Origin of the sequence: Streptomyces sp. NPDC096310 (assembly GCF_044763125.1) — a bacterium.
In the GTDB taxonomy this organism is placed as follows: Bacteria; Actinomycetota; Actinomycetes; order Streptomycetales; family Streptomycetaceae; genus Streptomyces.
Map to the genome: position 1 here is coordinate 96,488 of NZ_JBIWFO010000012.1, position 12,932 is coordinate 109,419.

Sequence of the window (12,932 nt, forward strand, 5' to 3'; positions counted from 1 at the left end):
ACGGAACCCCGGGCGGACCTTCACCGCGAAGCGCCGTGGGCCCGGAGCCTGTTGAGGCTCCGAGCCCACGGCGCTTACCGGTTCTCAGTCGGTGTCGGTGGCGGTCAGGACCGCGATCTCCTGACCACCCGGACGCAGGGCGGCCACGGCGAGGTCCCAGGCCACCTCGTTGAACCAGTCGGACACGGGCGCGATCCGGAACCAGTGCGTCTGCTCGACCAGCTCCGTGACGCGGGCCGGCGGGGCATCGGCCGGGGCACCGGTCAGCCCGCCGAGGGACTGCCAGGCGGCCAGCCGTCCATAGGCACGGCCCAGGCCGGAGCCGTAGGCCGAGCGGAGGACGGCTGCGGTGAGAAGGGTCCGCAGCACCGTGTCCGGGGTCGTCGGAGCTACCCGCACGGGTGGCTGACCCTCGGGCCATGCCGTCAGCGGAAGCCTCCGGAGTACGGCCGCGAAGTCGTCCGGTGACACGGCGTCGGGAGACCAGAAATCCTGCGCCGCGACAACCCCGTTGGACTCCGAACACCATGGCCTCACCGCGACGCCCATGGCCGCGGCGGACGGCGCGTCGGTGATCTCCGTCATGTCGATGCCCGAGGTACGGCGGAGGGCGTCCGGCGAGGCGAGCAGCTCGGGCTCGTCGAACGCGGACACCGACGCCGGAGGCATCGCCCAGGTCCAGTCGTCCGCCGCGCTCCGTGGCCGCCGGAGCCCACGTTCCGACGGGAGCAGCCGCAACGGCAGCACCGCGAGGGGATGTCCCTCGGAGACCAGCGTGCCGGCGAAGGCGCGGAGCGCCGGGTATTCCTCCACCGGGATGGACAGGAACACCAACTCGTGGAGAAGGCACGCCTTGAACTCCCGGGACAGCGTGGAAGCGGCCCCGGCAGCGAACACCACCCCGGCGATGTCCTCGACGCGGTGGCCGTCCGCGACGAGCCGCGCCAGACCCCGCTCGGCCCGCACCCGTTCCTGGGCGTCGGCTCCCCGAGAAGCCACTACGGCTGTCAGGATGCGCAGGCTCTGTGGCCCGGGATGGGCGGCAAGTGTGCGGCGGACACGGTCGAGGACCACCTGGTAGTGGAGTCCCTCACCGGTCCCGGAGGCGGCCCGCAGGGCCACGGCCTCCGCGAAAAGATCAACCCACTCGAATTCTCCGGAGGAAAGACGGCGTTCGATTTCATCGCCGAGTGCGAATATCTCTGAACCACTGGCCCCGGACAGGCTTTCCAGCCTGCGGGCCACGTCGCTCTTCATGGCGGGAATGTCTCGTTCCTCTCGCCGGGTGGGGCTGATCTCCCCCGACCTCAACGATATCTTCATTCGCTCCGTACGACAACGCCGGCCTTCAAGGCCACAATATGGTCTCGAAGGCCGACGTTGAGTACAACTCCGGATTAACCGTCAGCGTTCTCTGATGAGGCTCCGTGAGTACGGTGCTACGGGTGGCCCGCGGGATGGCGCCGGGGAACGGCGGCACGGCGCACGGTCGTCGGTGTCAGCACCACCGAGACGGAATGTTCCGCATCTGCTCGTTCACATCCCACCCACGGGGCTTGATGGACGCGTCGGCCCAGGCGAAATCCGTACCGACCCAGTGGGCCCGGAAATCCCTTACGCCCTCCAGTAGATTGTCCTCGTAGCCGAAGGTGACGCCGCAGCAGTCGCAGATGTCGTGGTTGCCGGCGCCATCCTCCCGAATGGAATAACCGCCGTAGTCGTATCCGCACACACGGCAGATATGTTCGACGTCCGTCATCTCGGCGTCAGCGCCACTGGGGCGGGATGTTTTCCAGCTGCTTCAGCAGGTCCCAGTGGTCCGGCTTCCGCGTCGGCGTACTCCACTTCGCGCCGTTACCCACCCAGTAGCCGCGATAGCTGCGGACACTTTCCAGATCGGTGTCGCCGATCCCGGATTCCAGTCCGCAACAATTGCAGATGACGTAATTGGGAACACTGTTCTCCCAGGTGGGGTCACCCGGGAAAATAGCCCCGCAGATACGGCATGCATGCTCGATTTCACTGCTCATCTTTCCCATTCCGATTGCTCGTGTACCTGTCCCACCGGAGTGACATCCAGGGGATCACGAAACGCTAGCGTCTGGCCGTTCCGCGAGCGGGATCCTGCAGCCATTGCTCCAGCGTTCCTTTGTACCTCGTGGGATTGGTCTGCTGATTGTACGGACGAGGTTTGTACATCGTCTGCGGAATTCCGTTTTTATCGTACGCGACGAATGTATTCGTCAGAATGTCGTATGCTGCCGTCGATCCGCCGTTCTGGTCCCATACTCGCATTCCGGCAGGTGGCTTCGGCGTCAGGGTGGCGATTCTGTAACTGTGCGCCAGTTCCACGTATTCTCTGGCGCCCTTAAGCTCGGGAAACTCCGCCTTGTGTTTCCCCCAGTGCTGCGCGGCATTTGCCGCATGTGTGGACTTCTTGCCTTTGCTCCAGATGTGAGGAGTTTTACCGGCGGCGCGTTGTGCCTTGAAAAACGCTTCGACGGCGGTGAATCCTTTGACGCCGAGTTTGCCACCGGTGGCGCCCCAGCCGAGGATGGGGATGGCGGCGGCGCAGGAGAGACTACTGTTCAGGGCATCCCCTTCGGCCCCGTACCAGCCGCAGTTGATGAGATCGGCAGGCTCCCCGACGACGGGGATGAGGCCGGCGATGTCGAGGACGAGATGGCCGCCGGCGGCGAGCATCTGCCAGACACTGGTTTCCTCGTCGGCCGCTGCGGCGAGGAAGGAGTCCTCCATGTCCTGGAGTTCACCGGTCGCCTTCCGGTCCTCCTCGTTCTGGCGGACCGCTTCGGCTTCCTGGCGGAGTTTGGCGGTAGCCGCCGTGAGGGCTTCCTTGGCAGCTTTGTCGGCGGCCTTGGAGTCCTTGCCCGCGGCGAGGGCGGAGGCGCGGGCGTCGTTGGCGGCGGCCCAGGCTTCGTCGGCGGAGCCACGGGCGGCGGACGCAGAGGCTTCGGCGTTGGAGGCGGAGACGGAGGCGCGGCGCGCCGCCTGGTGGGCGTCGGCCTCCGCAGCTCGGGCGGTCTTGGCCGACTGGGCCGCCTGGGCGGCCGAGGTCTCCGCGTCCTTCGCGGACTTGGCGGCCTGGTCGGCGTAGTCCTTGGCCTGACTGGCCGATGCCTTGGCCTGCTTGGCGTACTCCTCGGCCTCGGCGGCGGCCTCGCGGGCGATAGCGGCGACGCGTGCGGCCTCGGACGCGTTCTGCTGGGCGGTGGCGGCGATGGAGGCCGCTCCGGCGATCAGGCGCTGGACCTGGGCGATATGGGTACTGGTCAGCTTGTCCTTGCGCTCGGCCTGGTACTGGCCGTTCCGTACGAAGGCGTGCAGGAGTCCGGGTGGGCCTTCCAGGGCGATCCTGGCAGCTGCCTTGACCTCGGGGCCGCCGTTGGTCATGAGCTGGACGGCGGTGACGCGGTTGTCGTTGTCGCGTGCGGTGTACTGCCCGGTGCTGATGAACGTGCGTAGCGCGTCGGTGGTTCCGGTGGCCAGAGCTGTCTGGGCGGCTTCCTTGACGCCTCGTTCGGATCCGTCCATGAGCTGGACGACCTGGACACGGTAGTCGTTTGCTGCGGCCTCGTGCTGTCCTGTGGTCAAGAACGAGTGGACACGCGAGGCGTCGCCCTGGAGAGCCTCCTCTGCCGCGGTGCGTACCGCCGTGAACTCCGAATCCTGTGCGAGGCGTTCGACGCGCGCGTACTCGTCCTGCTCCTCAGCCTGCTGCCACCCGGTGCGGATGTATTCGACGACTTCGTCGTCAGGACTGGCGAGGGCGACCTCGGCGGCGGTGCGGCTCCAGGGGCCGCGGGTCTTCATCGCCAGCAGGGCGACCTGGCGTCCCTTGCCCGCGACTTCCCCGGTGTCCGCGTCGGGGCGGCCCGCCTCGGCTGCCAGCCGTACGGCCTCGGCGTCGAGGTCTTTCGCCTCCTTGGCCGCGCGGGCCGCCTCCCTGGTGCGTTCCGTGTCCTCAGCCTTGAGGTCCTTGGCCTGTTCGACGGCGGCTTCGGTGCGTGCGGCGAGTTCTGCCGCCTCGACCTTGCGGGCGAGGTCATGGATCTTGCGGGCCTTGGCGACCGCGTCGCTCGCGGCGTCGGCAGCCTTCTTCGCCGCTGCGGCATGCGCGGTCGACTTCGTGGCGGCCTGCGCTGCGTCCCCGGCGTGTTCAGCCGCCTCGTCCGCGGCCTTGGCGGCCGCCTCGGCGTGGTCAGCGGCCGAGTTGGCGGCGTCCCTCGCCTCGTAGGCGGCGATCGCGGACTCTGCGGCCAACGACTGGGCAGTGTTCGCCGCGCGGGTGGCCTCCTGAGCGTGCCGGCGGGCCTGGGCCGCCGCCGCGCGCGCGGCGGCGGAGCTGGCGCCCGCCTGGTCGGCATAGCCGCTGGCCTCCAGGGCCGCGTCCGCCGCCGCGTCGGCGTTGGCGCCCGCGCTCAGCGCGCCCTTGGCCGCGATACCGGCCTGAGTCGCGGCTACACCGGCCTGCTCGGCCGCCTGCGCCGCCAGGCGCGCGCCCTTCCGCGGTACGCGCGCCCTCGGCCGCCATGCGCGCCGTCGACGCCTTGCTCGCGTCGGTGGCGGCGTCGGCCGCCGCCCCGCGTGCTTTGGAGGCCGCCTGCGCCGCACCGGCCGCGGCGGAGGCGGCCTGGGCCGCCGCGTTTGCCGCGACACGAGCCGAGGTGTTCGCGGCGGCAGCCGCGTTGATGGCCTGCTGGGCGGCCTTCGCGGCCTGCCCCGCTGCATCGGCGGCTCTGTTCGCCGCGCCCGCCGCGCGATTGGCGTCGTTCTTCGCCGCCTCGGTCTCCTTGGCGGCCTTCTGCGCGGCTTCCTTGGCCAGCTTTGACGCGGCGACCGCGCGCGCGGAGGCTTCCTTTGCCGCCTCCGTCTCCACCCCGGCCTGTCGGCCGGCCTCGCGTGCCTGTTCCGCAAGCTGCGCGACTGTGGAGCGTTCCTGGTCACGGGCGCGTGCCACATGCTGGCCGACCTGGAGGAACTCGCGGATGTCCTCAATGGACCCGGCCGCCGCGACCCGGGCGGCCTCCCGGATGGCGGGCCCGCCGGTGCTCATGATCTGCACCAGCTGGACCCGGTCGTCGTTGTCCCGGGCCGTGAACTGGCCCTTGTCCAGGAAAGCACGGACATCCTCGATCGTGCCGTTCAGCGCGGCCTGTCCGGCCTTCTGGACCCCGGGGCCACCAGCGCTGATCAGCTGGGTGACCCGGACTCGCTGGTCATGCTCCAGCGGTGCCTGCCAGCCGCTCTCCAGAAAGGTCCGCAACTGCTCCGGTGTGCCGGCCAGCGCGCTCTGCGCGGCCTCCTGTACACCCCGGCCACCGAACGAGAAGATCTGGACCGTGGCGATCCGGTCGTCGTGCAGCTCGGCGATGTCCTTCTCGGCGTCGAGGAAGAGCCGTACGTCCGTGTCGCTTCCCGTCAGCGCCACCTCGGCGGCTGCCTTGACCCCGGGACGACGTCGCGGATCGCGGTCACCTCGACAGGCAAGGGGCTGGCCCTGGTTGCCCTGTCGGACGGCAACGTCTACCACTCTGTCCAGGACGCGGACGAGAAGTGGAGTAACTGGGGCAACGTGACCACGAAGCTCGGTGTCCTCGGCAACGCCACGGAGGTCACCGTCTCGGGGACATCAGGCGGCCTTACTCACATCGGCGTCGTCGCCGACAAGAAGGCATACCACGGCCTGCGGAACGCGGACGGCATCTGGACCGGATGGGGCCGGATCTCCAATCAACCCACCGGACTCGACTCCGTCAACGGGATTGCCTTCGCCGGCATCGGCGGTGACCTGCAGATCATTCTCTCCAGCCCCACTGGCGACATCAAGCACGCGATCCGCGCGGCCAGCGGGAGCTGGAGCGCGTTCGGCGACTTGAGCGGGAAGCTGGGCCCTCATCAGCCCGCCGTCAGCGTGGACGCGGCGGCTGTCGAGGGTGAGTTCCAGACCGCGGTCCTCACGGCGGACGGACGGATCAAGCACACGCTGCGCCACGCCAACGGCAAGTGGGATGCCGCGGAGGAGCCCACGGGCTACCCGGGAACGGCCACCATGGTGGCCGTCACCGGCAGCACCAGCTGAATCCACTTCGGAGGCAGGCACTCGGCTGGGGCCCAGCCGAGTGTTCTGCGGACAGGGGGCCGTTGATGCGGCCGGTGGGTCAGAGTTCGGTGCCGTCGGGGATGAGGTGGTCGTACTGGCCTGCCTTGACGGCGAGTATGTGGGCCAGCATCTCCTTGTCGGTGAAGCGCAGAGCACCGTCGAGGTCGCGCCGCTTGGTGTCACCGAAGGCGACGCCACCGTTGATGGGCATGATCTGGACGCAGTCATTTCCTGAGCCGGCACTGTACGAGGACTTCTCCCACTCGCCGTCGAGCGGTGTGGCGTACAGGTCATCCTTTGAGTTGCTCACTGAAGGTCCTTCTCGATCTCTTCGATACGGCGCAAGGATTCTTCTCTGTCCAGCGCGTGGCCTGCGAGGTCTGCGAACTTCCGTCGACTGCGACGCACTTGGGCAGGATCGTCATCGAGCGTATCGCCTCTCGACAGCTCCTGCGAAACCACGCTGCGATTGCCGGAACCGGCGAAATCAATGATGGTGAACATGGCACTGGCGATGTTCGCCGCTCCAGCGGAGAAGGGGATCACCCGCAGGGTGATGTTCTGCTGCTGGGCGCACGACACCAGATGCCGGAGCTGCGCACGCATGACCTCCGGTCCGCCCACGAGGGATCGCAGGGCGGACTCCAGACAGATGGCGTCCATGGCAAGGGGGTTGCGTCGAGTGAGGACGTCCTGCCGCTTCAACCGGGCCTCGATGAACGTTTCACGGCGCTCCGTGCTTTCGTGCTTCTGGCCGAAGGCGACGATCGCCTCAATGTATTCACGCGTCTGAAGGAGCCCCGGTACGTACGTTCCCGAGTGCGTCGAGACGTGTTCCGCGGCGTCTTCGAGCGACAGGAAACGGTAGGAGTCTCCGCTGAACAGGGCCTGGATTTCGGGCTGTTCGTACCAGGCGCGGCCGTATGACCTGCCTTGCTCGATCGCTGCGACAATCCCGGCGCGCTCATCGGCTGTGACATCCAAGATCTTGAACAGCTTAGGGAGCTGCTCGTCGGTGGGGAATGCTCTGCCGCGCTCGATCTTGCCCACCGTATAGCGCGAGACGCCGAGCGCTTGTCCGACGGCCTCCTGCTGGAGGCCGGCTTCGGTGCGGAGGCGCTGGATTTCCTCGCCCACGCGGCGCATGGCGAAGATCGCGTTCGCGTTGACGCTGACGGCCACGAGTTCCCCTCTCGGCGGCGTGGTCCTCGACGACGCCACAGTATCGGTCAGCTGACCACCCTATGACTCCTCGGATCGGTCCGAGTACATTGAGTTGCACTGGGTGAGTCACGTGACCCAAACTGGGCGGCGCACGTAGCGAAAGCAGATGACTGCTGTGTGTGCTCTTCTCCCCTGCGCGCCTGAAAGGTGTGGGTAATGGATCAGTACGGTTACGTCCTGGCGGTCGAGCGCTACCCCTGCACGGCTGTTGCCGTGTCCGAGGCCCGCGCCATAGCGGGCCGTGCGTACGCACCCTTTCCTCGCGTGGATCACGAGACTGTGAAGTTGCTGGTCAGTGAGACCGCCACCAACGCCGTACTGCACGCCGGGGGTGGCGGGTTCGATCTGATCTGTCATGCGCCGCGCGACGGGGCGATCCAGTTGGAGGTGCACGACCGGAGCGAGGCGGTGCCCGAGCGGCGGCGGCACGGTGTCTGGGATCAGTGCGGCCGGGGGCTGGGGTTGCTCGATCTGCTCGCCCCGGGATGGTCCGTTGTCCCCACCCTGCGTGGGAAAGGGCTGATCTTCCGGCTGGCGGTGGCCCCGTGAGTGGCCGGCTTCCCCCGCCCGTGACCCGTGAGGATCCTGCCTGTGTGCGCTGGCTCAAGGTGGTGCTGGTGGGGCTGGGTGGGGCCGTACTGCTGGAGGCCGACGAGGGCCAACCGGTCAGAAGGCGTGAACCCGTGACCGACGTGCCCTACCCTTGTGCCACCTGCGGTGCCACCCGATCCGTACGGAAGGTCGGGGCCCGGCCCTCCGCGAGTGGCCTGGGCGTCGATGTGTACGGCTGTCCCCATCACGCTCCGGCCCTTGTCGCCGGGGTGGACGACTTCCTGCCCGACCTGGAGTGGCTGCTCGCGCGGCGACCTCGGTGAGTCGAACGGTGGCACCCGGTCCGCGCGCCTCCGCGGCCCGCGGACCGGGGCCGTCAGTGAGCGCCTACGAGGCGCTGATCAGGGAGACTCCGGTCGGGGAGGCTCCCCTCCGGCACCAGCTCCGCCAGCGCGGCGGTGTGCGCGTCCATGCGTTCGGCGGAGAGGATCGCCGACGCCGTGTCGGCACGCGCGGCGGCGACGACGAGCGCGCGTCCCGCGAGCGCGAGCGCCCGGCGGTGCAGCGCGGCCGGGTCGGCGCCGGTCAGCCCGGCGTGACGGGCCGGCGGGGTGCCGCGCAGTCTGCCTATCTGCCCGGCGATCGCCTCCGCGGCCTCGTCGAGCCCCAGCTCGTCGGTGACCGCGAGCAGCGCGGCGAGATGGCCGGAGAGCTGGATCTTCAGCTCGTCCTCGCGGCTCCGGTGCGGAAAGTCGGCGTCGTCGGCCGACGTGTGGACCGACTTCGTACGGATGGGCTCGTACATGGGACGGCCTCCTTGCGTGGTCAGGAGACCATCCTACCTTGGAATCAGTCTAAAGTTGAGTGCGTTCCGGCATCCGTGGTCCGGAGCCCGGAAACCTCTACGGCTGGGAGTAACCGTCCAGGAACGTCCCGATCCGCGTCACCGCGTCCGTCAGGTCCTGGGCCGCCGGCAGCGTGACGATCCGGAAGTGGTCCGGCTCCGGCCAGTTGAACCCCGTACCGTGCACGACCATGATCTTCTCGGCCCGCAGCAGATCGAGCACCATCTGCCGGTCGTCCTTGATCTTGAAGACCTTGGGATCCAGCCGGGGGAAGAGATACAGCGCGCCCTTGGGCTTCACGCAGGTCACGCCGGGGATCCCGGTGAGCAGTTCGTACGCCGTGTCCCGCTGCTCCAGGATCCGGCCGCCCGGCCGCACCAGGTCCTCGATCGACTGCCGGCCGTTGAGCGCGGTGGCCACCGCGTGCTGCGAGGGCATGTTCGCACACAGCCGCATGTTGGCGAGGATCGTCAGCCCCTCGATGTACGAGGAGGCGTGCGCCTTGGGGCCGCAGACCGCCAGCCAGCCGGAGCGGAACCCGGCCACCCGGTAGTTCTTGGAGAGCCCGTTGAAGGTGAGGGTCAGCAGATCGGGGGCGACGGCGGCCGTCGGGGTGTGCGTGGTGCCGTCGTACAGGATCCGGTCGTAGATCTCGTCCGAGCAGACGACCAGGTTGTGGCGGCGGGCGATCTCCGTGAGCGAGCCGAGCATCTCCTCGCCGTACACGGCACCCGTCGGGTTGTTCGGGTTGATGATCACGATCGCCTTCGTACGATCGGTGATCTTCCGCTCGATGTCCGCCAGGTCCGGCATCCAGTCGGCCTGCTCGTCGCAGCGGTAGTGCACAGCCGTACCGCCCGCGAGGGAGACCGACGCGGTCCACAGCGGATAGTCGGGGGCCGGTACGAGCACCTCGTCGCCGTCGTCGAGCAGCGCCTGCATCGACATCTGGATCAGCTCCGAGACACCGTTGCCGAGATAGATGTCCTCGACGCCCAGCTCGATGCCCTTGGTCTGGTAGTGCTGCATGACCGCGCGGCGGGCGGACAGCAGCCCCTTCGCGTCGCCGTAGCCGTGCGCGCCGCTCAGGTTCCTGAGCATGTCCTCCAGGATCTCGGGCGGGCACTCGAAGCCGAAGGCGGCCGGGTTGCCGGTGTTGAGCTTGAGGATGCGATGGCCCGCCGCCTCCAGCCGCATCGCCTCGTCGAGGACCGGCCCCCGGATCTCGTAACAGACGTTGGCGAGCTTCGTCGACTGGATGACCTGCATGTCCGCCACCTTACGGCCGTGTAACGCAGCCCGCGTGGTGTTCTTCCCCACGTTGGTCCGCACGGCGTACAGAGCGGCGTGCCCCTGGGCTCAGCGCTCCGGGAAGCCGAAGGCGTACCCCTTCCCGCGCAGCCACGGCAGCAGCCGCTCCATCGCGTGCGCCGTCTGGGAGCGGTCGCCCCCGCCGTCGTGGAAGAGGAGGGTGGGGCCGTTGCCCAGCTCGTCCTTCACCGTACGCAGGATGGCGTCCGAGCCGGGCGTCTCGAAGTCCTTCGAGTCCACGTTCCAGCCCAGCGGCCGCATCCCCGCGCCCGCCGCGATCTGCCGGCTGTACGGGGTGAAGGCGCCCCCGGGCGCCCGGTAGTACAGCGGCTTCACCCCGCCGGACGCCTCCTCGATCTGGCGGGCCGCCGTACGGATCTGCTCCCGCTGGTACGCCCTGGACCTATGGTCCATTCCGGTGTCGTGCGTCACGGAGTGGTCGCACAGCCGGTGGCCCTCCGCCACCACCCGCCGCACCAGCGCGGGGTGCGCGGCGGCCTGCGGGCCGATCATGCAGAAGGTCGCCCGCGCCCCGTTCTCCCGGAGGATCGTGAGGATGCGCGGCGTCCAGACCGGGTCGGGGCCGTCGTCGATGGTCAGGCTGACCGCCTTGCCGCCGCCCTCCACCGCGTGGGCGATGTCCATGCTGACCAGGGGCGGCGCCAGAGCAGGGTCGGGCGACGAGGTCTGCCGGGGCGGCGCGGGCGCAGGCCCGTCGCGCCGGTCCCGCGCACTGTCGCGTGCGCCGTCCCGCGCGGAGCCCTGCCCGCCGTCCCGTGCGCCGTTCCGGCCGTCGTCCGGCGTGCCCTTCCGCCCGTCGTCGTCCCGTCCTTCCGCGCCCTTTCCGCCGTCGTGCGGGGACGGTACGGGCGAGGTCACCCCGGGGCGCGGCACCGGTGCCGGCGCGTCGCTCCCGTCCACCGTCCGCTCGCCGCACCCCGCCAGCAGCGCCGTCCCGGCCAGCGCGAGCGCCGTCGACAGCAGCCGTGTCCCGACCGGTCGCCCGCCCCCGCGCGCCTTCCCCGAGCGCCCCATCGTCCCCACCGCTTTCGCCTCTGATCACCGTGTCCGGGGAGAGAGACGAGCGAAGGACGGGTGAGGATCCGTTTCCGGCGGCTCGGTCACAAGTTTGTGTGAAGCGGCTCGCCCACCCGTTCCCACCAGGCACGTCCGTGCCAGGGCGTGGACGCCCGGTCAGAGGTCACCCGCCAGGCTCTCAGGCGCCGCGCCGGACCGACCTCCCCGCCAGCACATCCGTACGGCGCCCGTCCTCGATCACGAAGCGGCCGTCGATCAGTACGTAAGGGATCCCCACCGGCAGCGTGCGCGGCGCCTCGAAGGTCGAACCCGCCGCCACCGTGTCCGGGTCGAAGAGCACCAGATCGGCGCGGTGGCCCACCCGGACCAGCCCCCGGTCCCGCAGCCCCAGCCGGGCCGCCGGGCGCGCCGTCAGATGGGCCACGCACTCCTCCAGCGGGAGGACGCCCAGATCACGCGCGTACCGGCCGAGATAGTGCGGGAAGGTGCCGTACGCACGCGGATGCGGTTTGGCGCCCTGGAGGATGCCGTCGCTGCCACCCGTGTGGACCCGGTGGCGCATGATCGCGCGGACGTTCTCCTCGTGCCCGACGTGCTGGAGGATCGTCGGGCCGAGCCGGTCCTCGATCAGCAGCCGGCGCGCCGTGGTCCACGGCGTCTCGCCCGCCGACGCCGCCGCCTCGGCGACCGTCCTGCCGACATGGTGGGCGAGCGCCGGGTCCGTGACCCCGGAGATCTCGATCGTGTCCCACTCGATGGGCACGCCGTGGCAGCCGTCCGCGCCGACCTCCTCCAGCACATACCGGATCCGCTCGGCGCTCGCGTCGTCCCGCAGCCGCTCCAGGATCGCGCCGGGCCCGCCCTCGCTCGCCCAACTGGGCAGCATCGCCACGAGCGTGGTGCATCCCGGGGTGTACGGATACGTGTCCAGGGAGATGTCCGCGCCCGCGTCCAGCGCCCGGTCGAGCAGACCGAGCAGTTCGGGCGCCTTCCCCTTGTTCACCCCGAAGTTCATGGTGGCGTGGGCGAGATGGAGCGCGCAGCCCGCCCGCCGGGTGAGCGTCACCATCTCCTCGTACGCGCGCAGCGCCCCGGCCCCGTACGAGCGGTGGTGCGGGCAGTAGTAGCCGCCGTACCGCGCCACCACCCGGCACAGCGCGGCCAGTTCGGCACCGTCCGCGTACATCCCGGGCGTGTACGTCAGCCCGGAGGACATCCCGACCGCGCCCTGCTCCAGCGACTCGGCCACCAGCCGCTCCATCGCGGCCCGTTCGCTGCCCGTCGCGGGGCGGTCGTCCCAGCCGACCACCCGGGCGCGGACCGTGCCCTGCGGGACCAGATAGGCGGCGTTGACCGCGATGCCGCCGCCGTCGAAGCCGCGCCCCTCGAAGGCGTGGTCGAGCCGGTCGAGGTATTCGCCGACGGTGCGCCAGTCGAAGTCGACGGAGTCGGCAGCGTCTTCACCGCCGCCGTTCCAGCCCGCGATGGCCTGCCGGACCTGGGCGAGGGTGGCGTCGTCCACCGGCGCGTACGACAGGCCGTCCTGGCCGATGACTTCGAGGGTCACCCCCTGCGCGGCCTTCGCGGAGTGGTCGGGGTCGCGCAGCAGCGCGAGGTCGCTGTGCGCGTGCATGTCGATGAAACCGGGCGCCAGCGCGAGCCCGGCGGCGTCCACCACCCGGGCCCCGGTGGGGCGCGGTGTTCTCGGGCCGCCGCCGGACTCCGGCCGGATGGCGGAGATCCGGCCGGCCGTGACGGTGACGTCGGCGCGGTACGAGGCACCGCCCGTACCGTCGATGACGCGGACGTCGCGGATGACGAGATCCATACGGCCCTCCCTG

14 protein-coding genes are annotated in these 12,932 nt (G+C 69.6%); 3 read left to right on the forward strand and 11 right to left on the reverse strand.

Annotated features, from left to right (window positions below; translation table 11 throughout):
* Window positions 1-84: 84 nt before the first annotated feature.
* The 5 genes from ACIQ7D_RS22540 to ACIQ7D_RS22560 all read right to left on the reverse strand — a co-directional run bounded on the left by ACIQ7D_RS22540 (window position 85) and on the right by ACIQ7D_RS22560 (window position 5,449).
* Window positions 85-1,323: a DUF6183 family protein gene (locus tag ACIQ7D_RS22540; protein ID WP_403940183.1), complete on the reverse strand. Its 1,239-nt coding sequence runs from the start codon at window positions 1,321-1,323 to the stop codon at window positions 85-87.
* A gap of 175 nt (window positions 1,324-1,498) precedes the next feature.
* Window positions 1,499-1,759 (reverse strand): hypothetical protein, encoded by a 261-nt coding sequence (locus tag ACIQ7D_RS22545; RefSeq protein WP_403940184.1) that lies wholly within the window; start codon window positions 1,757-1,759, stop codon window positions 1,499-1,501.
* A 7-nt stretch (window positions 1,760-1,766) separates the two neighbouring features.
* Window positions 1,767-2,030, reverse strand: coding sequence for a hypothetical protein (locus tag ACIQ7D_RS22550; protein WP_403940186.1), 264 nt, complete (start codon window positions 2,028-2,030; stop codon window positions 1,767-1,769).
* Between the two features lie 64 nt (window positions 2,031-2,094).
* Window positions 2,095-4,281: a hypothetical protein gene (locus ACIQ7D_RS22555; RefSeq protein WP_403940188.1), complete on the reverse strand. Its 2,187-nt coding sequence runs from the start codon at window positions 4,279-4,281 to the stop codon at window positions 2,095-2,097.
* Window positions 4,220-5,449, reverse strand: coding sequence for an ALF repeat-containing protein (locus ACIQ7D_RS22560; RefSeq protein ID WP_403940190.1), 1,230 nt, complete (start codon window positions 5,447-5,449; stop codon window positions 4,220-4,222). Before ACIQ7D_RS22560 ends, ACIQ7D_RS22555 begins: the two co-directional genes overlap by 62 nt.
* On the opposite strand from ACIQ7D_RS22560, the gene ACIQ7D_RS22565 reads away from it, so the two are divergent.
* The gene (locus tag ACIQ7D_RS22565; RefSeq protein WP_403940192.1) at window positions 5,378-6,100 is read left to right on the forward strand and encodes a hypothetical protein; all 723 of its coding nucleotides are present in this window, start codon (window positions 5,378-5,380) and stop codon (window positions 6,098-6,100) included. The two genes, ACIQ7D_RS22560 and ACIQ7D_RS22565, sit on opposite strands and share 72 nt — an antisense overlap.
* A 79-nt stretch (window positions 6,101-6,179) precedes the next feature.
* Here ACIQ7D_RS22565 and ACIQ7D_RS22570 read toward each other — a convergent pair whose 3' ends face one another.
* A complete protein-coding gene (locus ACIQ7D_RS22570) occupies window positions 6,180-6,431 on the reverse strand; it encodes a DUF397 domain-containing protein (protein ID WP_403940194.1) in 252 nt (83 codons plus the stop codon).
* Window positions 6,428-7,303 (reverse strand): helix-turn-helix domain-containing protein, encoded by an 876-nt coding sequence (locus ACIQ7D_RS22575; protein ID WP_403940195.1) that lies wholly within the window; start codon window positions 7,301-7,303, stop codon window positions 6,428-6,430. Before ACIQ7D_RS22575 ends, ACIQ7D_RS22570 begins: the two co-directional genes overlap by 4 nt.
* Before the next feature lie 198 nt (window positions 7,304-7,501).
* On the opposite strand from ACIQ7D_RS22575, the gene ACIQ7D_RS22580 reads away from it, so the two are divergent.
* Both ACIQ7D_RS22580 and ACIQ7D_RS22585 read left to right on the forward strand, forming a co-directional pair.
* Entirely contained in the window at window positions 7,502-7,894 is a 393-nt protein-coding gene (locus ACIQ7D_RS22580; protein ID WP_403940196.1) for an ATP-binding protein, read from the forward strand.
* 44 nt (window positions 7,895-7,938) lie between these two features.
* On the forward strand, window positions 7,939-8,220 hold the full coding sequence (locus ACIQ7D_RS22585; protein ID WP_403940198.1) for a hypothetical protein: 282 nt from the start codon (window positions 7,939-7,941) through the stop codon (window positions 8,218-8,220).
* Between the two features lie 53 nt (window positions 8,221-8,273).
* Here ACIQ7D_RS22585 and ACIQ7D_RS22590 read toward each other — a convergent pair whose 3' ends face one another.
* The 4 genes from ACIQ7D_RS22590 to ACIQ7D_RS22605 all read right to left on the reverse strand — a co-directional run bounded on the left by ACIQ7D_RS22590 (window position 8,274) and on the right by ACIQ7D_RS22605 (window position 12,919).
* Complete coding sequence (locus ACIQ7D_RS22590) at window positions 8,274-8,702, reverse strand: hypothetical protein (protein ID WP_403940200.1); 429 nt, start codon at window positions 8,700-8,702, stop codon at window positions 8,274-8,276.
* Window positions 8,703-8,799: 97 nt separating this feature from the next.
* Complete coding sequence (locus ACIQ7D_RS22595; RefSeq protein ID WP_403940202.1) at window positions 8,800-10,011, reverse strand: pyridoxal phosphate-dependent aminotransferase; 1,212 nt, start codon at window positions 10,009-10,011, stop codon at window positions 8,800-8,802.
* Between the two features lie 90 nt (window positions 10,012-10,101).
* Window positions 10,102-10,932 (reverse strand): polysaccharide deacetylase family protein, encoded by an 831-nt coding sequence (locus tag ACIQ7D_RS22600; RefSeq protein WP_403940330.1) that lies wholly within the window; start codon window positions 10,930-10,932, stop codon window positions 10,102-10,104.
* A gap of 337 nt (window positions 10,933-11,269) precedes the next feature.
* Window positions 11,270-12,919 carry an amidohydrolase family protein gene (locus ACIQ7D_RS22605; RefSeq protein WP_403940204.1) on the reverse strand — a complete coding sequence of 550 codons (1,650 nt, stop codon included), beginning with the start codon at window positions 12,917-12,919 and terminating at the stop codon, window positions 11,270-11,272.
* Window positions 12,920-12,932: the final 13 nt, after the last annotated feature.

Excerpts from the sequence above, each read along its gene's own strand:
- ACIQ7D_RS22550 (WP_403940186.1), bottom strand. The coding sequence starts at position 2,030 with ATGAGCAGTGAAATCGAGCATGCATGCCGTATCTGCGGGGCTATTTTC.
- ACIQ7D_RS22595 (WP_403940202.1), bottom strand. The coding sequence starts at position 10,011 with ATGCAGGTCATCCAGTCGACGAAGCTCGCCAACGTCTGTTACGAGATC.
- ACIQ7D_RS22590 (WP_403940200.1), bottom strand. The coding sequence starts at position 8,702 with ATGTACGAGCCCATCCGTACGAAGTCGGTCCACACGTCGGCCGACGAC.
- ACIQ7D_RS22605 (WP_403940204.1), bottom strand. The coding sequence starts at position 12,919 with ATGGATCTCGTCATCCGCGACGTCCGCGTCATCGACGGTACGGGCGGT.
- ACIQ7D_RS22545 (WP_403940184.1), bottom strand. The coding sequence starts at position 1,759 with ATGACGGACGTCGAACATATCTGCCGTGTGTGCGGATACGACTACGGC.
- ACIQ7D_RS22580 (WP_403940196.1), top strand. The coding sequence starts at position 7,502 with ATGGATCAGTACGGTTACGTCCTGGCGGTCGAGCGCTACCCCTGCACG.
- ACIQ7D_RS22540 (WP_403940183.1), bottom strand. The coding sequence starts at position 1,323 with ATGAAGATATCGTTGAGGTCGGGGGAGATCAGCCCCACCCGGCGAGAG.